The organism is Agromyces sp. ISL-38 (assembly GCF_018613935.1).
GTDB lineage: Bacteria > Actinomycetota > Actinomycetes > Actinomycetales > Microbacteriaceae > Agromyces.
Window position 1 is genome coordinate 368,529 of sequence record NZ_JAGGPF010000010.1, and the last position, 21,285, is coordinate 389,813.

The following is a 21,285-nucleotide window of genomic DNA, read 5'->3' on the forward strand; positions in this document are numbered from 1 at the left end:
TGACTACTGCGCGTCGCGCTCCTGCGCGGCCAGCGCCCGCTCGACGCCGGCGAGGTTCTCGATCACGAGGCGGCGCAGCGCCGGCGTGTCGGGGTGCGAGTCGAGCCACGCGTGCGACGCATCGGCGAGCGAGCGATTGGCGAGGGTCGACGGGTAGAGGCCATCGACGAGCTTCTCGGCGATCGCGTAGCTGCGCGACTCCCACACCTCCTCGAGCATTGCGAAGTACCGCTCGACGAACGGCTCGAGCAGCGCCGGGTCTGCGGCCCGGAGGAAGCCCAGCGCGGTCGTGCGCACGATCGTGTTCGGTGCGGTGTCGACGTCGATCAGGGAGGACCAGGCGCGCTGCTTTCCCGCGAGGGTGGGGGTGGCCGCCCGGGCGTGCGCGGCCGACTGCTGTCCGGTCGCCGTGTTGTCCTCCGCGAGGCGCGCATCGATCTCGGCGTCGCCCGCGCGACCGGCGGCCACGAGCGCGATGAGCAGCTCCCAGCCGAGGTCGGTGTCGATGTCGAGCCCGTCGAGCGCGAAGGAGCCGTCGAAGAGGGACTGCAACACGTCGACGTTCGAGCCGGACTCCGCGATCGAGGCGAAGTACTTCACGAACTGGAACTGCGCGTCGCTGCCCGGGGCGGCACCCCGTGCGAGATCCCAGAACGTGTCGGCGAGGGTGCGCAGCGCTTCCGTGCGGCGTTCGGGCGCGGTGTACGAACTCGCTGCGAGCACCGCCTGCCCGAGCACGATGCGCAGCGTCGTCGACTCGGTCTCGGTCGCGATGTTTCCGAGCACGAGGCGCAGGTACTCGGTCGCGCTCGTCTCGGCGTCGCGAGTGGCATCCCACACCGAGCTCCAGACGAGGGCGCGGGCCAGCGGGTTCTCGATGCCCGAGAGATGCTCGGTCGCCGCCGCACGTGACACCTCGTCGAGGCGGATCTTCGCGTAGGCGAGGTCGTCGTCGTTCAGGAGCACGAGCGCGGGGCGGGCGAGCCTGACGAGCTCGGCGACGTCGGTTCGCTCGCCGTCGACGTCGAGCTCCACGCGGTGCTCGCGGACGAGCTTGTCGCCCTCGAGGTTGTAGAAGCCGATCGCGAGGCGGTGCGGGCGGATGGTGGGGTAGTCGGCCGCGGCGGACTGCAGCACCGTGAACGCGGTGATCGTGCCCGAGGCATCCGTCTCGATCTCAGGACGCAGCGTGTTGACGCCGGCGGTCTCGAGCCAGAGCTCCGACCACCCTGAGAGATCGCGGCCACTCGCCGTCTCGAGTTCGGCGAGCAGGTCGGCGAGCGTGGTATTTCCCCACTGGTGCTTCTTGAAGTAGGCCGAGACTCCCGCGAAGAACGCATCGATGCCCACCCATGCCACGAGCTGCTTGAGGACGGAGCCGCCCTTGGCGTACGTGATGCCGTCGAAGTTGACCAGCACGTCTTCGAGGTCGTTGATGGTCGCGACCACCGGGTGCGTCGAGGGCAGCTGGTCTTGACGGTACGCCCAGCTCTTCTCCATGGAGTTGAACGTCGTCCAGGCCTCGTGCCATTCGGTGGCCTCGGCCGTGGCGATCGTCGACGCCCATTCGGCGAACGACTCGTTCAGCCAGAGGTCGTTCCACCACTTCATCGTGACGAGGTCGCCGAACCACATGTGGGCGAGCTCGTGCAGGATCGTGACGACGCGGCGTTCCCTGATCGCGTCGGTCACCTTCGAACGGAACACGTAGGCCTCGGTGAAGGTCACCGCGCCGGCGTTCTCCATCGCACCCGCGTTGTACTCGGGCACGAAGAGCTGGTCGTACTTCTCGAACGGGTAGGCGAGGTCGAACTTCGACTCGAAGTACTCGAAGCCCTGCTTCGTCTTCTCGAAGATGTAGTCGGCGTCGAGGTACTGCGAGAGGCTCTTGCGGCTGAAGACGCCGAGCGGGATGACGCGGCCGTCACGGCTCGTGAGCTCGTCGCGCACGACGGCGTACGGGCCCGCGACGAGGGCGGTGATGTAGCTCGAGATTCGCGACGTGGGCGGGAAGGCCCAGGTCTTCGAATCGGCACCGGCGTCGACGGGCTCGGGCGTCGGCGAGTTCGACACGACCTCCCAGTGCGCTGGGGCCGTCAGGGTGAACCGGAACGACGCCTTCAGGTCGGGCTGCTCGAACACTGCGAACATGCGCCGCGAGTCGGGCACCTCGAACTGCGTGTAGAGGTAGACCTCCTGGTCGACCGGGTCGACGAAGCGGTGCAGGCCCTCGCCCGTGTTCATGTAGTTGCCGTCGGCGACGACCACGAGCTCGTTCTCGGTCGCGAGGTTCGGCAACTGGATGCGCGCGCCGTCGCTGACCTCGGCGGGGTCGAGCGAGGTGCCGTTCAGCGTCACCGAGTGCACGGATGCCGTGATCGCGTTGATGAACGTCGAGGCGCCCTCGGTGGCGGAGAATCGCACAGTCGTGCGGCTGCGGAACACCTCCGGCCCGGTGGTCACATCGAGCACGACGTCGTAGTCGTGTACCGAGACGAGCGCGGCGCGCTCCTCGGCTTCGATTCGGGTGAGGTTCTCTCCGGGCACGTGGGCTCCTTCGCGGTCATCGACGCGGCTCGTGGCCGCAGGCAACGTCCATCAGCCTAGCCCGCAGGCGGGCGGCGCAGCAGGCCCTGCGCGTTGACCTCATCGCGCCCTGGACCTACCGTGACGGTATGCACACGAGCGTCGATCCCAAAGCCCCGACGACGGATCGCTACCGCGCGTTCGCCGAGGTCGAGTCCCGGGGAATGTCGGCGACCTATGAGGCGTGGGCGCTCGGGATCGCGGATGACCCGGCCACGCTGCGGCTCATCGACGAGCTGCCGCCGGAGAAACGCCAACCGAACCTCGTGTTCTCGGCGGCACGGTTCCAGGGTGCTCCGGCCGGGCCCTACGACCTGTTCCGGCGGTGGCTGCGTGCCCACTGGGTGGAGGTGCGGGCGACCGCGCTCACCCACGCGACCCAGACGAACGAAGCCGCGCGCTGCGCGCTCCATCTCCCGGTGCTCGCAGGGCTCGAGGGTCCGCTCGCCCTGCTCGAGGTGGGCACCTCGGCGGGACTCTGCCTCTATCCCGACCGCTACAGCTACCGGTACACGGGCCATCAGCAGCTCGACCCCGTCGACGGACCGAGTGAGGTCGTGCTCGACTGCGAGGCATCCGGTGCGGTCCCGGTTCCCGAGCGGCTTCCCGACGTCGTGTGGCGGGCGGGAATCGACCTGAATCCGCTCGACGTGCGGCGCCCCGATGACCTCGCATGGCTCGACGCGCTCATCTGGCCCGAACACGACGAACGGAGGACCCGGCTGCAGGCGGCTGCGCGCATCGCCGCCGACGACCCGCCCCACATCGTCGCGGGCGACCTCAACGAGCGCCTCGCCGGCCTCGCGGCCGAAGCACCTTCCGACGCGACCCTCGTCGTCTTCCACACCGCGGTCATCGCTTACCTCGATGAAGCCGCGCGCGCGGAGTTCGTCGGCACCGTGCGCGGGCTGCCCGGTCATTGGCTTTCAGTGGAAGGTCGCTCGATCGTGCCCGGCATCGCAGTGCGTGAAGACACGGCGAGCGACGGAACCGAGTTCGTGCTCGCGCTCGACGGCGAACAGCTCGCGTGGGCGCAACCGCATGGGCGCGCGCTTCACTGGGTCGCGAATCCCTAGACTTGGCGCATGCGCATCCATATCGCGACCGACCACGCCGGCCTCGAATTCAGCCGCACCCTCGTCGATCACCTGACCAACGGCGGTCACGAGGTCGTCGATCACGGCCCCACCGAGTACGACCCCCTCGACGACTACCCGGCGTTCTGCATCAACGCAGCGCAGGCGGTCGCTCGCGACCAGGCTGCCGGCGTGCACACGCTCGGGATCGTCTTCGGCGGGTCGGGGAACGGCGAGCAGATCGCCGCGAACAAGGTGCACGGCATCCGTGCGGCGCTCGTCTGGAGCATGGACACCGCGATTCTCGCCCGCCAGCACAATGATGCGAACGTGATCTCGATCGGCGCTCGCCAGCACACCGTCGAGGAGGCGATCCGGTACATCGACGCCTTCATCGCCGAGCCGTTCTCGGGCGACGAACGCCACGCGCGCCGCATCGCGCAGCTCGCCGAATACGAGGAGACCGGCGACATCGCGGGCAAGGGCGTCGACGTCGCGACGGGCTCGACCACCGCATCGGAGTAGAAGACCGCCATGCCCGAGGGCCACTCCGTCCACCGCATCACCCGGCAGTTCGAGCGTAACTTCGTGGGCCGCGTCGTGCGGGCCTCGAGTCCGCAGGGCAGGTTCGCGGCGGGGGCGGCTGAGCTCGACGGGCGACGGATGACGGATGCCCGCGCCGTCGGCAAGCAGATGTTCCTCGGCTTCGAGGGAGACCGCTGGCTGCGGGTGCACCTCGGCATGTACGGCGCGTGGGACTTCGCCGGCGACATCCTCATGGATGCGACCATCGCGTCGGCGAACGGCCGCATGGGGCACACAGGGCAGAAGGGCACGTTCCTCGAGAGCCCGAACCCCGACGCGGTCGTGTTCGACACGGCGGGGGAGAACTCGGTCACGTCGATCGGCGCGCCGCGGCGCACCCGCCTGCGCATGTCGGAGTCCGAGAAGGAGGGCAACGAGCTCACGACCTTCCCGCCCGAGCCCGTGGGGCAGGTGCGCGTGCGCCTCCTCACCGACACCGTGAGCGCCGACCTGCGAGGGCCCACGGCGTGCGAGGTGCTCGATCCCGCACGGGTCGAGGCCGTCGTGGCGAGGCTCGGGCCCGATCCCCTCATCGACGAGGGAAAGGCCGCGGAAGACCGGTTCGCGGCATCCGTCACGAAGAAGCCGACGCCCATCGCGCTGCTGCTCATGGACCAGAACGTCATCGCGGGCATCGGCAACGTCTACCGGGCCGAACTCCTGTTCCGCGCGCGGCAGAACCCGCACACGCCGGGCAGGCTCGTGCCCGAGGAGCACGTGCGACACTTGTGGCGCGACTGGGCGAAGCTGCTCCGCATCGGCGTGGAGACCGGCCAGATGATGACGATGGACGACCTCGAGGGCGAGGCCTACCGCGCGGCCATGGCGAATCGTGCCGACCGGCACTGGGTGTACAAGCGCGAGGGGCTGCCCTGCCGGGTGTGCGGCACCAACATCGTGCTCGAGGAGCTGGGCGCCCGCAAACTCTACTGGTGCCCGTACTGCCAGGCCTGATTGGAACCCCATGCGACAGAACCCGAGCTTCACCATGACGAGCGAGGAAGCCGTCAAGCGCCTGATCCGCGAGCACCCGTGGATGACGATCGTCAGCATGACGGATGCCGCGGGCCTCGTCGCGTCCCACTACCCGGTGCTCCTCGACGAGACCGCCGAGGGCATCGTGCTGCTCACCCACGTGGGCCGGCCCGACGAGGTCGTGCACGAACTCGGCCGCCACGAGACCCTGGTCATCGTGCAGGGCCCGCACGGCTACATCTCGCCCGGCTGGTACGACGCGAATCCCGCCGTGCCCACGTGGAACTTCGTGACGGCGCACCTCTACGGCACTCCCGAGCTCCTGAGTGCCGACGAGAACCTGCGCGTGCTCGAAGCGCTCGTCGACCACTTCGAGGATCCGATGCCCGAACCGCGCCGCATGCGGGGCACCGCCGAGAACTCGGCCTATGCCGATCGCATCGCCACGGGTACCGTTGGCCTGCGCATTCCCGTCACGCGATTCGTCGCAAAGAACAAGATGAGCCAGAACAAGCCCGCCGAGACCGTCGACCGCATCATCGCCGAGCTCGAGGGAGATGGCCCCTACGCGAGCCTCGCGCTCGCCGCAGAGATGCGCCGCACCCATGAGACGCTTCGGGCGGCCCGTGCATGAGCGGCGTTACGCCGCTCCTCCTCGCCGGAGCCCGCCTGCCCGGCGCCCACGACGCGGTCGACCTGCACCTCGCGGGCGGCACGATCACCGCGATCACCCCCGCGGGTGTCCAGCCATCAAAGGCCTCAGCGCACGGCGTCCAGGGCGCCCGACGCATCGAGCTCGACGGTCGATTCGTCGTGCCGGGCCTCCACGACCGGCACGTGCACTTCTCGCAATGGGCGATGGTGTCGCGCCGGCTCGATCTCGCCGAGGCCCGCTCGGCCTCGGCGGCGGCGGCGCTCGTCGCGGCATCCGTCGCCCGCGGCGACACCGAGGTGATCGGCTTCGGCTATCGCGACGCGCTCTGGACGGATGCCCCGAGCCGCGCGGCGCTCGACGCCGTCGCCGGCGACGTGCCCGTCGTGCTCGTCTCCGCCGACCTGCACTCCTGCTGGCTGAACACGGCGGCGCTGCGTCGCCACGGAGTCGAACACGTCGCCGATGCGAGCGGACTGCTCCGCGAGGATGACGCCTTCCGGATGCTGCGCGAGATCGACGACGTGGCCGACGATGTGCTCGACGGCTGGGTCGAGGATGCAGCACGGCGGGCCGCCGCTCGCGGCGTCGTCGGCATCGTCGACCTCGAGATGCGCTGGAACCGCGACGACTGGGCGCGCCGCGCCGCCAACGGCTCGTCGGCGTTGCGCGTCGCATTCGGCATCTACACCCAGCACCTCGACCGCGCCATCGCCGAGGGGCTGCACACCGGCGATGCCGTGCCGGGAACCGGCGGTCTCGTCACCGTCGGCGGCCACAAGATCATCACCGACGGCTCGCTGAACACCCGAACGGCCTGGTGCTTCGACCCCTACCCGGGTCGCGGCCCCGACGAGCACCCCTACGGGCTCTCGACCGTGCCCTACGACGAGCTCGTGCCGCTCATGCGCACGGCTCACAAGGCGGGTATCACCCCCACCGTGCACGCCATCGGCGACCACGCCAATGCGGTGGTGCTCGACGCCTTCGAGGAGATCGGATGCCGCGGCTCCATCGAGCACGCACAACTCCTCCGGCGCGAAGACGTCGCACGCTTCGCCGCGCTCGGCATCGTCGCGAGCGTGCAGCCCGAGCACGCCATGGACGACCGTGACGTCGCCGAACGGTACTGGGCCGGCCGCACCGACCGGGCGTTCATGCTCGCCGACCTCGCCGACGCGGGCGTCGAGCTCGCCCTCGGCTCCGACGCGCCCGTGGCGCCGCTCGACCCTTGGATCGCGATGTCCGCCGCCGTCGCGCGCAGCCGCGACGGGCGCGAGCCGTGGCACCCCGAGCAGGCGATCGACGTGCGCGTCGCGCTCGCGGCGTCGACGGGCGGGCACGGCGCCACGGTGAGGGCCGGGTCGGTCGCGGATCTCGCGGTGATCGAGCTCGATCCCTTCGCGGCATCCGCCGACGACCTCAGACGGATGCCGGTGGCGGCGACCCTGCTCGCGGGCCGCTTCACGCACGACTCGCTCTGACCGGCGAGGGCGGGGGAAAACCCCCGACCCGATCCGGGCGCACACCGGCTGGGGCGTCGAGCGCCCGCTCGCGAGGCTGGATGCATGCCAGTTGCACCCCGTTTCTCACCTGCACGCCTCCGCCGCCCGCGAGCGACGCTGAGCGCCCTCGCGGCCATTGCGGCCGGCGGCCTCGTGGCCGTCTCCTTCGCCGGTTGCGGCCTCGTCGGCCCTTCGCCGGTGTCCACCGTCGGCGACGTCGAGTTCGACACCCCGCTCACGATTCCGCCGCTCGCCGAGTCGAGCGTCGACGCTGACGGCACCCGGGTCTTCTCGCTCGACGCGCAGGCCGGCTCCACCGAGTTCGAGCCGGGGGAGCCGAGCAACACCTGGGGCTTCAATGGCAGCTACCTGGGTCCGACGATCGTCGCGAAGTGGGGCGAGCACGTGCGCGTCGACATGACGAACAGCCTCGACGAGCCGACGACCGTGCACTGGCACGGCATGCACCTTCCCGCCGAGATGGACGGCGGCCCGCACCAGATGGTGGAGCCCGGCGCCTCGTGGTCGCCCGAGTGGGACATCGACCAGCAGGCGGCGACCCTCTGGTACCACCCGCACCCGCACGGCGACACCGAGGATCACGTCGCCAAGGGTCTCGCCGGCATGTTCCTCGTGCAGGACGACGCCGAAGCTGCACTCGATCTCCCGCGCGAGTACGGCGTCGATGACGTGCCCGTCATCGTGCAGGATGCCGGATTCTCCGCCGAGGGAGAGCAGGAGGGCCGCGGCCACGGGTTCGCGGGCGCCCTCGGTGACGAGCTCATCGTGAACGGCACGCGCGGCCCGTTCCTCGACGTCGACGACGAGCTCGTGCGATTGCGTCTCCTCAACGCCTCCACGGCGCGCAGCTATGCGTTCGGCTGGTCCGATGGGCGGCCGATCGAGCTCATCGCCACCGACGGCGGGCTGCTCGAGGCATCCGTCGAACTCGACCAGGTCATGCTCTCACCCGGTGAGCGCGCCGAGGTGCTCGTGCGGATGGTGCCCGGCGAACGGGTCGTATTGCAGTCGAAGATGACTCCCGAAATCGCCGGCATGCAGTCCATGATCGCGGCGAGCAACGGCGGCACCGACTCATTCGACGTGCTCGAACTGCGGGCCGCCGCCTCGCTCGACCCTGCACGCGCCGTGCCCGAGCTACTCAACACCATTCCTCCCGTCGACGAGAGCGCGGTGGCGACCACCCGCACGTTCGACCTTCACGGGTTCGAGATCAACGACGACGAGATGGAGATGGGGCGCATCGACGAGACCGTCACGGTCGACACGACCGAGCGATGGATCGTGACGAACACGAGCTCCATGCCCCACAGCTTCCACGTGCACGACGTGCAGTTCCGCATCGCCTCGATCGACGGCGCTGCACCGCCGCCTGAGCTCGCCGGCTGGAAGGACACGTTCTTCGCGAAGCCCGAGACCGAGTTCGAACTCATCCTGCGCTTCGAGGACTACGCCGACCCCGACACGCCGTACATGTACCACTGCCACCTGCTGTGGCACGAAGATCAGGGCATGATGGGGCAATTCGCCGTCGCGGAGCCCGGCCAACAGGCGACAATGACGGAGGAGACGCACCATGAGCACTGAGACGAGCACCATGACCCTCGAGCGAACGGATGCCGCGCCGCGGCGCCCCGGCTACGGCGCCCTGTGGGCGAGCGTGCCGCGCGAGTTCGCGTTCCTCATCCTCACGATGCCGATCGCGGTCCTCAGCATCGTCGTGCTCGCGACCACGTTCTTCACCGGACTCGGCCTGATCTTCGTCGTCTTCGGCATCTTCATCGTCGTCGCGTCCCTCTTCATCGCTCGCGGCTTCGGTACTCTCGAACTCGTGCGCCTGCGGTGGGCCGGCCGGCCGGAAGTGCGGCGCCCGGCATGGGATCACGCCGATCGCAACCAGGGATTCTGGCGCACGATGTTCGCGCCCTTCATCGACGGGCACTACTGGCTCTACCTGCTTCACGGCATGGTCATCAATCCGATCGTCAGCGTCATCACGTGGAGCATCACGGTCGCCTGGACCTCGGTCGCGCTCGCCGGAACCACGGGCTGGATCTGGCAGCGCTACATTCCCGATGGCGAGGGGCGCAACTTCTGGCTGCACGACCGCGTGCTCGACTTCCTCGTGCCGGGCAACACGTTCGACATCGACCCGCAAGTCGGCGAATCGGTGTTCGAGGTCATCCTCGGCGTGCTGTTCCTCATCATGTTGCCCTTCGTGTTCCGCGGCCTCACGGTGCTCCACGACCTCATCGCCCGCGGCGTGCTCGGCGCCTGGCGCTCCGAGGCGCTCGAGCGCGAGGTGCGGCAGCTCTCCGCGTCACGCGGTGCGGCCGTGCAGGCGGAGGACACCTCGCTCCGCCGTCTCGAGCGTGACATCCACGACGGACCGCAGCAACGGCTCGTGCGCCTGCAGATGGATCTCGCCGCGATCGAGCGCAAGCTCGAGGGTGACCCCGATTCGGCTCGCACACTGCTCCTCGAGGCGCGCGACCAGGCGCGTGAGGCACTCGACGAGCTGCGGGCGCTCTCGCGCGGGTTCGCCCCGCCGATCCTGCAGGACCGCGGGCTCGCCGCCGGCCTCGAGTCGCTGGCGTCGCGCAGCCCGGTCCCAGTGACCCGTGAGATCGAGGTGCCGACGGATGCCGCCCTGCCGGCCGTCATCGAACGCAACGCGTACTTCATCGCCGCCGAGCTGCTGACGAACGCGGCGAAGCACTCCGGGGCCACCGGCATCCGCTTGCGCGCGTCGATGCGCGACACGGGCGAATCCGGACACTGGCTCGACCTGTGGGTGATCGACAACGGCCGCGGCGGCGCTGCGCCGGCTTCCGGTCACGGGCTCGCGGGGCTCGAGGAGCGCGTGCACGGCCTGCGTGGGATGCTCGTCATCGATAGCCCGCTGGCTGGGCCGACCACGATCGGTGCGCACATCCCGTTCGTGCCGGTCGCGGCATCCGCCGACTGAATCGACGACCGGCGACCGAAGAACGACGACGGGCCGCGGGCGGCCTCGTGTGGTGCCCCGCCGCTAATGTGGGGGCATGACCGACTCCGCCCGCGGCCCGTTGCGCGTCGTGCTAGCCGAGGACTCGGTGCTCTTGCGTGAGGGACTCGTGCGACTCTTCGACGAGGCCGGCTTCGAGACCGCCGCGGCCTACGGCGACGCCGACGAACTGCTGGCCCAGCTCGATGAGACCCGGCCCGATGTCGCGGTGCTCGACGTGAGGATGCCGCCGACGTTCCGCGACGAGGGCGTGCGTGCGGCAATCGAACTGCGCCGGCGCAAGCCGCGGCTCGGCGTGCTGCTGCTCAGCCAATACGTCGAGGGCACCTATGCGCACGAGTTGCTCTCCTCTGGCGAGGGCGGCATGGGCTACCTGCTGAAAGATCGCATCGCCTCGCTCGACGAGCTGAAGGACGCCGTCGAGCGGGTGAGCGAGGGCGGCACGGTGCTCGACCCGCAAGTGGTGCGCGAGCTGCTGTCACGGCGCAGCGACCCGCTCGCGTCACTGACACCGCGCGAGCGGGAGGTGCTCGAGCTCATGGCCGAGGGCCGCACGAACGCGGGCATCGCGAAGCAGCTCTTCATCGGCGTCGGCGCCGTGGAGAAGAACGTGACCTCGATCTTCCAGAAGCTCGCGCTCGAGGACTCGGGCACCGATCACCGCCGCGTGCTGGCCGTGATCACCTGGCTGCAGCGCTGAACGAAGCTCAACCGCCGGCGCTGCGGCGCAGCGGCACATGGTCGCGCATCACGTGCAGGTAGCTGCGGTATCCCCACGACATCCAGAGCACGAACGCGGCGAGCGCGATGACGACGCCCAGGGCGATCGACCAGCCCACCGAGCCGGCGAGCGCGTACGTCATGGCGCCCGCGAAGAGCCCGATGAGAGCTGCGTTCACGACCAGCATCAGCATCATGGAGCTCGCGAAGACCTGTGACCGGTCGCGGTCGGCGAACGCGTAGTACGTCTTGCCCGCCCCTCGGTCGTCGTCGGTCGTGCCCGTCATGAAGTACGGCTCGAGCCCGGGATCGAGGTCGAGGTAGGCGCCGCGAAGGCGATTCATGGCGAGGACGTAGACCAAGTCCTCGGTCGCCGTGTTGAACACGCGCAGCTGCGTGATCACCCCGAGCAGCACGAGCAGCAACAGTACTCCGAGCGCGGCGACGCCGAACCAGCCGCGGAACTCGGTGGCATTGCCGAGCACGCCGAGCGTGACGAGCCCTGCTGAGACGAGCGTGAGGAAGATCGCGATGCGCGTCAGCACCTCGCTCTGCGTGGTCGACCGCGACGCCAGGAGACTCCAGTGCTCAGTCGCAAGCATCTGCGCCCGAAGCGATTTCTGCGCATCGGTCAGCGGTGCGGCGTCACCGTCGGGAGACGACGCGGGCCCGGATGCATCCGCCGTCATACCGGCAGTCTGCACCCGGGCCCGTCAGGCCGCCAGCGCGGACTACTTCACGGAGATGTGTGAGAAGAGGAACCAGCGGTCCTTGTCGAGTCCGCGGCGGATCTCGATCGCGACATCCTGGCTCACAGGGTCGAGCTTCTCGAGGCCCTCGATCGCGTCGCCCACCTTCTCGGCCGCCAGGTCGATCTGCGCCACGACATCGGCGATCGCCTCGTCGTAGGGCTGGAATCCGAGCTTCGGGTTCGCCGCACCGCTCTTGCTGGCCACAGTGGCGAGGCGCCCGTCGATCGGGAGGCCGAGGGCGACCACTCGCTCGGCGGCGAGGTCGGCCCACTCCTGGGCATGCGCCACGACCTCGTCGAGGAGCTCGTGCACGGCGATGAAGTTCACGCCACGCACGTGCCAGTGCGCCTGCTTGCCGTTCACGGCGAGGGCGACGAGCTCGTGCACGACGGGCGTGAGGAACTGGGCGACGCCTGCGGCGACGTCGGCGTTGGATCCGGTCTTCGACGTCTTCGGTGCGTCCTTGGTGTCGGTCATCGATTTCCACCTTCCCTGGAGTATGTCCTGGTCAACGCTACGCCGCCCCCTGCATATTTCAAGGAAGGAGAGCCTCCGCTCACCGGTGCTGGAATGCACGTGCGGATTCGCCGCGAGGGACGATCGAGGTAGCGTCGAGGTGTGCTTCAGATGACGGATGCCTCGCGCCGGGTGGTGCTCCAACAGCGCATCCGCGCGGTGGTCGCCTTCACCATCGCCTACAACGTGATCGAGGCGATCATCGCCCTCGCCGCCGGCGCAGCCGCGACGTCCGCCGCCCTCATCGGATTCGGACTCGACTCGATCGTCGAGGTGCTCTCCGCGGCCGCGGTGGCGTGGCAGTTCGCGGCTCCCGATCCCGAGCGGCGCGAGCGCACGGCTCTTCGCATCATCGCGGTCTCGTTCTTCGCCCTCGCCGCGTGGGTCTCGGTCGATGCGGTGCTCTCGCTCGCCGGCGTGCGCGAGCCCGCGCCGAGCCCGGTGGGCATCGCGCTCGCGGCGGTGAGCCTCGGGGTCATGCCCGTGGTCAGCTGGATCGAGCGCCGCGCCGGCCGCGAACTCGGTTCGGCCTCGGCGGTCGCCGACTCGAAGCAGACACTCATCTGCAGTTATCTCTCCGCGGCGCTGCTCGCGGGCCTGCTGCTCAACGCGCTGCTCGGCTGGGCGTGGGCCGACGCGATCGCGGCGCTCGTGATCGCCGGCTTCGCGGTGCGCGAGGGCGTTGAGGCGTGGCGTGGCGATGCGTGCGCGGAGCCCGTGGCGGTACTCACCGGCGAGCGCGAGGCGCACGAGCATGATCACGATGACTGAGCGTTGTTGCCGTGTGTTGTTGCCGTATATGGAGGGGATGACGGGAATCGAACCCGCGTAATCAGTTTGGAAGACTGAGGCTCTACCATTGAGCTACATCCCCGCGCACCCGCTCGCGGGCACTGGATCATCGTAGTACACGATGCATTCCCTACAGTGACGCGCTGCCGCATCCGCCCTTATCGCAGTGACGCGATCGAGCGGATGGTGCCGCGCGCGAGTCGCAACTGACGCTCGTAGGTCGCGGCGAGCACGACGAAGAGCACGCCTGCGATGCCGAGCCACAGCCACCACCACATAGCCTCGTAGAGCGCGGTGATCCACGGCCAGAGCTGCACGATCGCGTGCACGAGCAGCACGCCGCCGCCGAGGAGCAACGGGGCTTGGAGACGACGCATTGCCCCGGCGAGGACCACGAGGGCGGCGACGATGCCGAGCGTGACGTTTCGCCAGAGCTCGGGGTCGGTGAAGTCGGCGATGAGCGGCGGGATCAGCAGCACCGCGAGGCCGATCCCGAGCGCCGGCCAGCTGCCGAGCTCGGGGGAGCGGCGCATCCGGAACCACCCCGCGCCGATGAGTGCGACACCCACCGAGGCCGTGACGAGGTCGAACGGATCGACCTCGCCGGGCACGAGCACCGCGAGTCCGCCGAGCGCGAGCACGCCGATCGTCGCCCAGCTGAAGACGGGCCCGGCGACGGGCCGGGCGGTCGTCGCAGTGGCCGCGATATGCGCGAGCGCGAACAGCGGGAAGAGCACCGCAGCACGCAGCGTCGGCTGCTCGCCGGAGACGATCGCAACCACCGTGGGCACGGCTGCCAGGGCGACGGATGCCGCGAGCAGCGACTCCGCGAGCCACGTAGGCCGTGACTCGACCCGCGCCCATGTGACCGCGATCACGACGCCCGCCGCAAGCGCCACGAGCGGCCAGAACTCGACGAACAACACACTGTCGTCGGCGCCGGTCGCGATCGCCGAGCCGCGCACGAGCGCCGCGCCGGTGACCGCGGTCCAGCCGGCAACCACGCCGAGGAGTCGTACGGGCACGCCTCGACCCGACTCGGGCAGGAACGCGGCGGCGATCGCCACGACGATGCCGATCGACACGAGCACGAGGGTGCGCAGCTCGGCGTCTGCGCTCGAGCCCACGCTCGGCAGCACCGCGATCGCGGCAGCCGTGCCGAAGAGCGCGGTGCGGCCGGAAGCGCGTGTGTCGTCGGTGGCTCGCCGCCACGTGATCAGCCCGCCCGCCACGCCGAGCGCGGCCGCGAGGGGGAGCGTGTAGGCCTCGACGTTGTCGACGCCCTCACCGGCGAGCCGCGCCCACACCGTTGCGACACCGAGCGCGAGGCTCAACCAGGCGAGGTGCCGGCTCGGCTGCTCGCCGCCGACGGGGTCGCCGTAGAGCGCCGCCATCACGATCGGCACCGGCGTGAGGAGCAGCAGCACGAGCCACAGCTCATCGTTCGCGGACGTTCCCGCTGCGGCCATCAGCACGGCGGTGACGCCCGCGAGCGCGACCGCGGCGCTCCAGGCGAGCCGCAGGTTGCGCACGTGTGCCGGCGGAGCCGAATGCGCGAGCGCGGCGGAGAGCAGCGTCGCGCCGGCGACGCCGACTCCGACGAACTCGGGGCCGAGCACCTCGTCGACGGCGGCCGCCGAGGCGAGGGAGAGGGCGAGCGGCGTCGCGGCGGCGAACGCGATGCGCATCGCCGAGGAGGTGCCGATGCGCACCCACAGGATGCCCGCGACGACGAACACGAGGGCGGGGAGCCAGCGCAGGTCGAGTCCCGGCTCGAATGCGAGCGCGGCGAGCGCCACGACGGATGTCCCGAACAGCGGCGCGACGACGGCCAGCTGATCGCGCGGGCTGCCGCGCCGCACGAGCGCCGCACCGGCGAGCAGCACGGCGCCGCCCGTCGCGAGCCACATCCACGGCGACGTCCACGGGGCGACGAGCTCGGCATCGGCAGCGGCGAGCCACAGCGGGATCGAGAACAGGGCGGCCGCCAGCAACGCCGCCGCGACGGCGAGATGCGCCGCACCGGCGCGAGTCGCGGCATCCGCGGTCCAGACCCGGCGTGCGAACACCCTGCCCGCGATGGTGATCGCGATGACGGCGGCGATCACCCACGGCCAGATCGCGGTGTTCGCATAGCCGGCCCACCAGGCGAGCGCGCCACCGCTGCCACCGACGATGAGCAACGTCACGAGGAGGCCGGGCACGGTGAAGCGCCGCAGCATGACGGCGAGCGCGAGTGCCCCGGCGGCGAGGGCGAGGAGGACCGCGGCCGAGACCGTGCCCGGTGCGATGGCGCCGGCGACGAGCACGCCGGCGAGTGCCGAGCCGATCGGCACCGCTGCCAACAGACGTGCACGGCCGACGAGCCAGGTCACGACGAGCGCGCTGGCAGCGATGACGAACGGCACGAGCATGGTGCCCAATTGGAACTCGGTTGCGATGAAATCGATGGGGGCATCGGCGTCGAGCTGCCATGGCTGAAGACTTGCGGTGTACCGCGCGAAGATCGCACCGATGCCGAGGAACGCCCCCGGAATCGCCGCGGCGACCGTCACGGCGGCGGCGGCGACGCACGCCCGGAACGCGTCCCGTGAGATCGGCGGAACCAAGCGGGTGCCTACGGCGATCACGGACGCGACGGCGCCGGCCGCCGCCGGAGCGAGCCAGATCGCGAGTTCCCACTCGAGTTCGGCGAAGACCGAAACGGCCGCGGCCAGGGCGAGACCCACCCCGCACGCGGGAGCCGCGATTCGCGCCCACACGGGCGACGTCCCGGCACCACGGGTGCGCAACGCGACGAGCGCGAGCAACCAAGCCGTTGCGATCGCGAGGAACGTCCACAGCTCGTTCCACCCAACTTCGGGCAGCGCCCAGGCGGCCGACACCAAGCCGAGCCCGCCGCCGGCGAATCCCGCCGAGAGCACGATCACTCGCTCGGTCGAGCGCGGCATGACCAACGCGGCCGTGCCGAGCAGCGACGCGGCGAGCGATCCGAGCCAGACGCCGGTGGCGAACTCGGACTCCGGCGCCGCTTCGAACGCGAGCAGGAAGACGCCCGCCGGCGCGAACCCCGCCGCGGCGAACCCGGCGACGCGGATGCCGCTGACGACGCGCACCCCCAAGAGCAGCAGCCCGACTACGAGCAGGGCGCCGCCCGTGTACCCGGCAGCGCCGATGGTGTCGGTGCCGAACAGCCCATTGGCCCGCACGATCCACACGTCGAGCAGCAATAGCACGATGGCGACGGATGCCACGCCCTCGGCAGTGCCCGGCAGGCGACGCGCCCGTAGCAGCCACGCGACCCCGAGCACGAGCACGCTCGCCGCCGCGATGATGACCGATCGCGTCTCGAGGCTTCCTTCGCGATACGCGAAGAAGAGGAACACGATCGCCGTGATCGAGAGGAGCACGACGCCGAGAGTGAGCAGCAGGACCTGCACGCCGGAGCGGCCCGAACGCGCGTCACCTCGACCGGGAACGGATGCCGCGGGCGGCTGCGGCACCGTCGGCGCAGGCGGTGCCGCGGCCGCTGCCTGCGCTGAGGCTGCTGCAGGCACCGGGGCTGCTGGGGGAGCCGGCGCAGCCGCCGGGACCACCGCGGGCGCGGACGTTGCCGCCGTTGCCGCCGCAGGCGCCCACGTTGCACCCACGCCGGCACTCGCCGCCTCGGCCCGCTCCGCTTGGACCGCGCGCATCCGCGTGATGAGGTGCTGGCGCCGACCCTCGTCTTCGTACACGCGAGTGCCCGCCGCGAGGAGCTCCGCAGCCTCGGGCACGGCGAGGTCGACCCCGCACGTGTCGCAGCGCGCAGACGAGAGCGGCGAGAAGCATGCCGGGCAGAGTGTCGTGTCGATGAGGTGTGCGGGATCTGCCGGCCAGCGGCGAAGATCGCGCATCGAAGCAGCGGGTGGGCGGTCGCTCATGGGCACACTCTGCCACGGGGGAGTTCCCACATCGTGGAACATCCACACTCGAATCGGTGCAAGTTCAGTGCCCAACGGGTGTTGAGGACCGGTGCACGCAACAGCGGGCCCGTCGGCTGTGCAGTAGACTTTCGTGGGTCCACCCGACTGACGCGTGCTTCGGCATGCCTGCGTGGGTGAATCGACGAGTTGAGTCGGCGACTCGGGGCGTAGCTCAGCTTGGTAGAGCGCCCGCTTTGGGAGCGGGAGGTCGCAGGTTCGAATCCTGTCGCCCCGACGAGTGCAGTACTCGACACGAACTTCCACACAACAGGAGATCTTCCACATGCCGACCACTTCGGTTGAGAAGCTGAGCCCGACGCGCGCCAAGCTCACCATCTCGGTGACGCCCGAGGAGCTGAAGCCCAGCATCACCCACGCTTACAGCCACATCGCCGAGCAGATCAACGTGCCCGGCTTCCGCAAGGGCAAGGTGCCGCCGCCCATCGTCGACCAGCGTGTCGGCAAGGCCGCGGTGCTCGAGCACGCGGTCAACGAGGGCCTCGACGGCTTCTACCGCGCGGCCGTCGCCGAGCACGAGTTGCGCCCCCTCGGCCGTCCCGAGGCCGACATCGTCGAGTGGCCGAACGAGAAGGACTTCTCGGGCGACCTGCTGCTCGCGATCGAGGTCGACGTGCGACCCGAGATCGAGCTGCCCGACTACGAGGGCCTCGAGCTCACGGTCGATTCGGTCGAGGTCGGCGACGACGAGGTCAACGAAGAGCTCGAGCGTCTCCGCAGCCGCTTCGGCACTCTCATCACCGTCGACCGCCCGGCCAAGTCGGGCGACTTCGTCACCCTCGATCTCGTCGCCATGATCGCCGACGTCGAGGTCGACACCGCGAGCGGCATCTCCTACGAGCTCGGCTCTGGCGAACTGCTCGAGGGCATCGACGAGGCACTCGACACGCTCTCCGCGGGCGAGACCACCACCTTCGACTCGAAGCTCCTGGGCGGCGACCACGAGGGCGAGACCGCCGAGATCACCGTCACCGTCACCGCTGTCAAGGAGCGCGAGCTTCCCGAGGCCGACGACGACTTCGCACAGATCGCGAGCGAGTTCGACACGCTCGACGAGCTCAAGGCGAGCCTGCGCGAGCAGGTCGCCGGCTCCAAGTCGTTCGGCCAGGGCAACCAGGCCCGCGACCTCCTCGTCGAGAAGCTCCTCGAGCTCGTCGACGTGCCGATCGCGCAGGCCGTCATCGACGACGAGGTGCAGCGTCACCTCGAGAGCGAGAACCGCCTCGAAGACGACGAGCACCGCGCCGAGGTCGCCGAGTCGAGCGCGAAGGCGTTCCGCACCCAGATCGTCCTCGACACCATCGCCGAGGCCGAGAAGGTGCAGGTCAGCCAAGACGAGCTCACCCAGTACCTCGTGCAGGGCGCTGCCCAGTACGGCATGGACCCGAACGAGTTCGTGCAGGCACTCAGCCAGAACGGCCAGATCCCGGCCATGGTCGGCGAGGTCGCCCGCAACAAGGCGCTCGCGATCGCGCTCGGCAAGGCGAAGGTGACGGATGCCGCAGGCAACCCCGTCGACCTCTCCGAGTTCACGGCCGTGGCCGACGAGGCCGGGGCGACGGATACCGCAGCCGACGCGGAGGCGCCCGCCGAGAGCGCTGACGAGGCCGCTGCGGCCGAGGCCGAGCCCGCCGAGGAGCCGAAGAAGCCGGCCCGCAAGCGCGCCGCCAAGAAGGTCGACGCCGAGTAGTCAGCACACACCACCGTGAAACGGGGTCGGGCCATGCGCCCGGCCCCGTTTTGCGTCGCAGGGGAGGACACCGTGAACGATTGGCAGCACCGCGTCGACGCCGTCTGGGAGCACGCCTCCACACTCGGCGACGATGAAGTCATCCGGCGCATCGACGGGCTCGCCGCCGAACGGCCGGCCGACGACCCGGTCGCACTGTTCGAACGAGCCGGAGCCCGCGACTCCGCCGGCCTCGAGGCCCAAGCCGAACTGCTCTACCGCTCAGCACTCGCGGGCGGCCTGAGCGGCACTGAACGCGTGCAGGCGCACGTGCAGCTCGCGTCGACGATCCGAAACCTCGGGCGTCCGCTCGAGTCGATCGCCCTGCTCGACGAGATCGAGCCCCACGCGGGCGAGCTGCGCGACGCGGTGGTCGCATTCCGCGCGCTCGCGCTCGTCGACGCGGGCGACGCCCGGCGCGCGGCATCCGACACCCTCGCAGCCCTCGCACCGCACCTGCAGCGCTACGGCGTGTCGCTCGCCGCGTACGCCGCGGAGCTCGCGGCATCCGCCTAGGGCGAACAGCCCGATCCGCGTGCGTTGCACCGGATAGATTCGAGTGAACGCGACAACGGAAACGGAGCAACACATGGCCGAACCGACACTGGCTCCCAGTGTTTTCGATCGACTGCTGAGGGACCGCATCATCTGGCTGGGTTCCGAAGTGCGTGACGACAACGCCAACGAGATCGCGGCGAAGCTGCTGCTCCTCGCCGCAGAAGACGCCAAGAAGGACATCTTCCTCTACGTCAACTCGCCCGGTGGTTCGATCACCGCCGGCATGGCGATCTACGACACGATGCAGTTCGTGCCGAACGACATCGTCACCGTCGGCATCGGCATGGCCGCCTCGATGGGGCAGCTGCTGCTCACCGCCGGCACCAAGGGCAAGCGCTACATCACCCCCAACGCCCGAGTGCTGCTGCACCAGCCGCACGGCGGCTTCGGCGGCACCGCGAGCGACATCCAGACCCAGGCGCAGCTGATCCTCGACATGAAAAAGCGGCTCGCCGAGATCACGGCTGAGCAGACCGGCAAGAGCGTCGCGCAGATCAACGCCGACGGCGACCGCGACCGCTGGTTCAACGCGCGTGAGGCCCTCGAGTACGGTTTCGTCGACCACATCCGCGAGTCGGCACTCGACGTGGCCGGCGGCGGCGGCACCGACCAGGCGTAGGCACCGAGAGAAGAGAGAACGAGCGAATGAACATCCCTGCTTTCGGCGGCACCGCATTCAGCGGCGTCCAAGCCCCGGGCTCGCGCTACATCCTGCCGAGCTTCGAGGAGCGCACGGCCTACGGCTACAAGCGTCAAGACCCCTACGCCAAGCTCTTCGAGGACCGCATCATCTTCCTCGGCGTGCAGGTCGACGACGCGTCGGCCGACGACATCATGGCCCAGCTCCTCGTGCTCGAGTCGATGGACCCCGACCGCGACATCATCCTCTACATCAACTCGCCCGGTGGCTCCTTCACCGCGATGACGGCGATCTACGACACGATGCAGTACATCCGTCCGCAGATCCAGACGGTCGTGCTCGGCCAGGCGGCTTCGGCGGCGGCGGTCATCGCGGCGGCCGGCACCCCGGGCAAGCGACTTGCGCTGCCGAACGCCCGCGTGCTCATCCACCAGCCCGCGATGGGCGAGGCAGGTCACGGCCAGGCGTCCGACATCGAGATCCAGGCCGCCGAGATCATGCGCATGCGCTCGTGGCTCGAAGAGACGCTCTCGCGCCACTCGAACCACACGCAGGAGCAGGTCAACAGCGACATCGACCGCGACAAGATCCTCTCGGCGAGCGAGGCGCTCGATTACGGCCTCATCGACCAGGTGCTCACCTCGCGCAAGAGCCTCCCGGCGCTGGCGAAGTAAACCTCCCAGCGTGACGAACGCGGCGGATGACTGGCTCCATGACAGCCGGGCCATCCGCCGCGTTTCGCTGTACTCGGATGCCCCGGTCGATCCATCGGCGTGGCCGGCCACGGTCCCGGCCGTCGCCCAGCTGATCGGCGAGGGCGGCTTGGAGTTCGCGCCGGGACTCACGTTCCTCGTGGGGGAGAACGGCAGCGGCAAGTCAACGCTCCTCGAGGGCGTCGCGATGGCCTACGGGCTTCCGCGCGACGCACTCGCCGATCCTCGCCTCCGTGCCCGGCGCGACGATCCTCGAACTGGGCGAGTGGGGCATCCGCCGAGTCGAGTGGAACGAACTCGAGCTCGTCTCACATTGGCGCGCGTATCTCGACGATCCACGGCGCTATCTGCGTCATCTGCTCGACTGACCAGCGTGGTTCGCGCCCGGCGAAACACGGTTCGTGTCGAATCCGCGGGCGCTACCCACCATGTGCCCGATCTCGGGCTAGGCTCGGAACAGACTCGTCGAGAGGGA

General features: G+C 69.7%; 18 protein-coding genes, 2 tRNA genes and 1 pseudogene. 16 read left to right on the forward strand and 5 right to left on the reverse strand.

Annotation, left to right across the window (positions count from 1 at the left end):
- Positions 1-3: 3 nt before the first annotated feature.
- A complete protein-coding gene (gene pepN, locus J7E25_RS11965) occupies positions 4-2,547 on the reverse strand; it encodes an aminopeptidase N (protein ID WP_214870358.1) in 2,544 nt (847 codons plus the stop codon).
- Positions 2,548-2,675: 128 nt separating this feature from the next.
- Between pepN and J7E25_RS11970 the strand changes: the two genes are divergently transcribed.
- The 8 genes from J7E25_RS11970 (at position 2,676) to J7E25_RS12005 (ending at position 11,107) form a co-directional block, all read left to right on the forward strand.
- Complete coding sequence (locus J7E25_RS11970) at positions 2,676-3,662, forward strand: DUF2332 domain-containing protein (RefSeq protein ID WP_214870359.1); 987 nt, start codon at positions 2,676-2,678, stop codon at positions 3,660-3,662.
- 9 nt (positions 3,663-3,671) lie between these two features.
- On the forward strand, positions 3,672-4,187 hold the full coding sequence (locus J7E25_RS11975) for a ribose-5-phosphate isomerase (protein ID WP_214870360.1): 516 nt from the start codon (positions 3,672-3,674) through the stop codon (positions 4,185-4,187).
- A gap of 9 nt (positions 4,188-4,196) precedes the next feature.
- Positions 4,197-5,201 (forward strand): Fpg/Nei family DNA glycosylase, encoded by a 1,005-nt coding sequence (locus tag J7E25_RS11980; protein ID WP_214870361.1) that lies wholly within the window; start codon positions 4,197-4,199, stop codon positions 5,199-5,201.
- Positions 5,202-5,211: 10 nt separating this feature from the next.
- Entirely contained in the window at positions 5,212-5,856 is a 645-nt protein-coding gene (locus J7E25_RS11985; protein WP_214870362.1) for an FMN-binding negative transcriptional regulator, read from the forward strand.
- Positions 5,853-7,358, forward strand: a complete 1,506-nt coding sequence (locus J7E25_RS11990) for an amidohydrolase (RefSeq protein WP_214870363.1) — start codon at positions 5,853-5,855, stop codon at positions 7,356-7,358. Before J7E25_RS11985 ends, J7E25_RS11990 begins: the two co-directional genes overlap by 4 nt.
- An 84-nt stretch (positions 7,359-7,442) precedes the next feature.
- Positions 7,443-8,987 carry a multicopper oxidase family protein gene (locus tag J7E25_RS11995; protein ID WP_214870364.1) on the forward strand — a complete coding sequence of 515 codons (1,545 nt, stop codon included), beginning with the start codon at positions 7,443-7,445 and terminating at the stop codon, positions 8,985-8,987.
- Entirely contained in the window at positions 8,977-10,368 is a 1,392-nt protein-coding gene (locus tag J7E25_RS12000) for a sensor domain-containing protein (protein ID WP_251039000.1), read from the forward strand. Before J7E25_RS11995 ends, J7E25_RS12000 begins: the two co-directional genes overlap by 11 nt.
- A gap of 76 nt (positions 10,369-10,444) precedes the next feature.
- Complete coding sequence (locus J7E25_RS12005) at positions 10,445-11,107, forward strand: response regulator transcription factor (RefSeq protein ID WP_214870365.1); 663 nt, start codon at positions 10,445-10,447, stop codon at positions 11,105-11,107.
- A gap of 7 nt (positions 11,108-11,114) precedes the next feature.
- On the opposite strand, the gene J7E25_RS12010 is transcribed toward J7E25_RS12005, so the two are convergent.
- Positions 11,115-11,816, reverse strand: a complete 702-nt coding sequence (locus J7E25_RS12010) for a hypothetical protein (RefSeq protein ID WP_214870366.1) — start codon at positions 11,814-11,816, stop codon at positions 11,115-11,117.
- Between the two features lie 42 nt (positions 11,817-11,858).
- On the reverse strand, positions 11,859-12,356 hold the full coding sequence (locus J7E25_RS12015) for a Dps family protein (protein ID WP_214870367.1): 498 nt from the start codon (positions 12,354-12,356) through the stop codon (positions 11,859-11,861).
- A gap of 150 nt (positions 12,357-12,506) precedes the next feature.
- On the opposite strand from J7E25_RS12015, the gene J7E25_RS12020 reads away from it, so the two are divergent.
- Entirely contained in the window at positions 12,507-13,166 is a 660-nt protein-coding gene (locus J7E25_RS12020) for a cation transporter (protein WP_214870618.1), read from the forward strand.
- A 29-nt stretch (positions 13,167-13,195) separates the two neighbouring features.
- On the opposite strand, the gene J7E25_RS12025 is transcribed toward J7E25_RS12020, so the two are convergent.
- Positions 13,196-13,269, reverse strand: a tRNA-Gly gene (locus J7E25_RS12025).
- Between the two features lie 76 nt (positions 13,270-13,345).
- Positions 13,346-17,110 (reverse strand): SCO7613 C-terminal domain-containing membrane protein, encoded by a 3,765-nt coding sequence (locus J7E25_RS12030; RefSeq protein WP_214870368.1) that lies wholly within the window; start codon positions 17,108-17,110, stop codon positions 13,346-13,348.
- Positions 17,111-17,313: 203 nt separating this feature from the next.
- Here J7E25_RS12030 and J7E25_RS12035 point away from each other — a divergent pair.
- From J7E25_RS12035 to J7E25_RS18215, 7 genes and pseudogenes are all read left to right on the forward strand, one after another.
- Positions 17,314-17,387: transfer RNA gene (locus J7E25_RS12035), tRNA-Pro, on the forward strand.
- Between the two features lie 48 nt (positions 17,388-17,435).
- Complete coding sequence (tig, locus tag J7E25_RS12040) at positions 17,436-18,860, forward strand: trigger factor (RefSeq protein WP_214870369.1); 1,425 nt, start codon at positions 17,436-17,438, stop codon at positions 18,858-18,860.
- 72 nt (positions 18,861-18,932) lie between these two features.
- Positions 18,933-19,415 carry a tetratricopeptide repeat protein gene (locus J7E25_RS12045; protein WP_214870370.1) on the forward strand — a complete coding sequence of 161 codons (483 nt, stop codon included), beginning with the start codon at positions 18,933-18,935 and terminating at the stop codon, positions 19,413-19,415.
- 73 nt (positions 19,416-19,488) lie between these two features.
- Positions 19,489-20,076 carry an ATP-dependent Clp protease proteolytic subunit gene (locus J7E25_RS12050; RefSeq protein WP_129521121.1) on the forward strand — a complete coding sequence of 196 codons (588 nt, stop codon included), beginning with the start codon at positions 19,489-19,491 and terminating at the stop codon, positions 20,074-20,076.
- 26 nt (positions 20,077-20,102) lie between these two features.
- Entirely contained in the window at positions 20,103-20,771 is a 669-nt protein-coding gene (locus J7E25_RS12055; RefSeq protein ID WP_214870371.1) for an ATP-dependent Clp protease proteolytic subunit, read from the forward strand.
- A 178-nt stretch (positions 20,772-20,949) separates the two neighbouring features.
- Positions 20,950-21,048: pseudogene (locus tag J7E25_RS17920) on the forward strand (hypothetical protein); the annotation flags it as partial.
- On the forward strand, positions 21,044-21,178 hold the full coding sequence (locus tag J7E25_RS18215; RefSeq protein ID WP_285289855.1) for a hypothetical protein: 135 nt from the start codon (positions 21,044-21,046) through the stop codon (positions 21,176-21,178). The pseudogene J7E25_RS17920 and the gene J7E25_RS18215, both read left to right, overlap by 5 nt.
- The last annotated feature ends 107 nt before the right edge of the window (positions 21,179-21,285 follow it).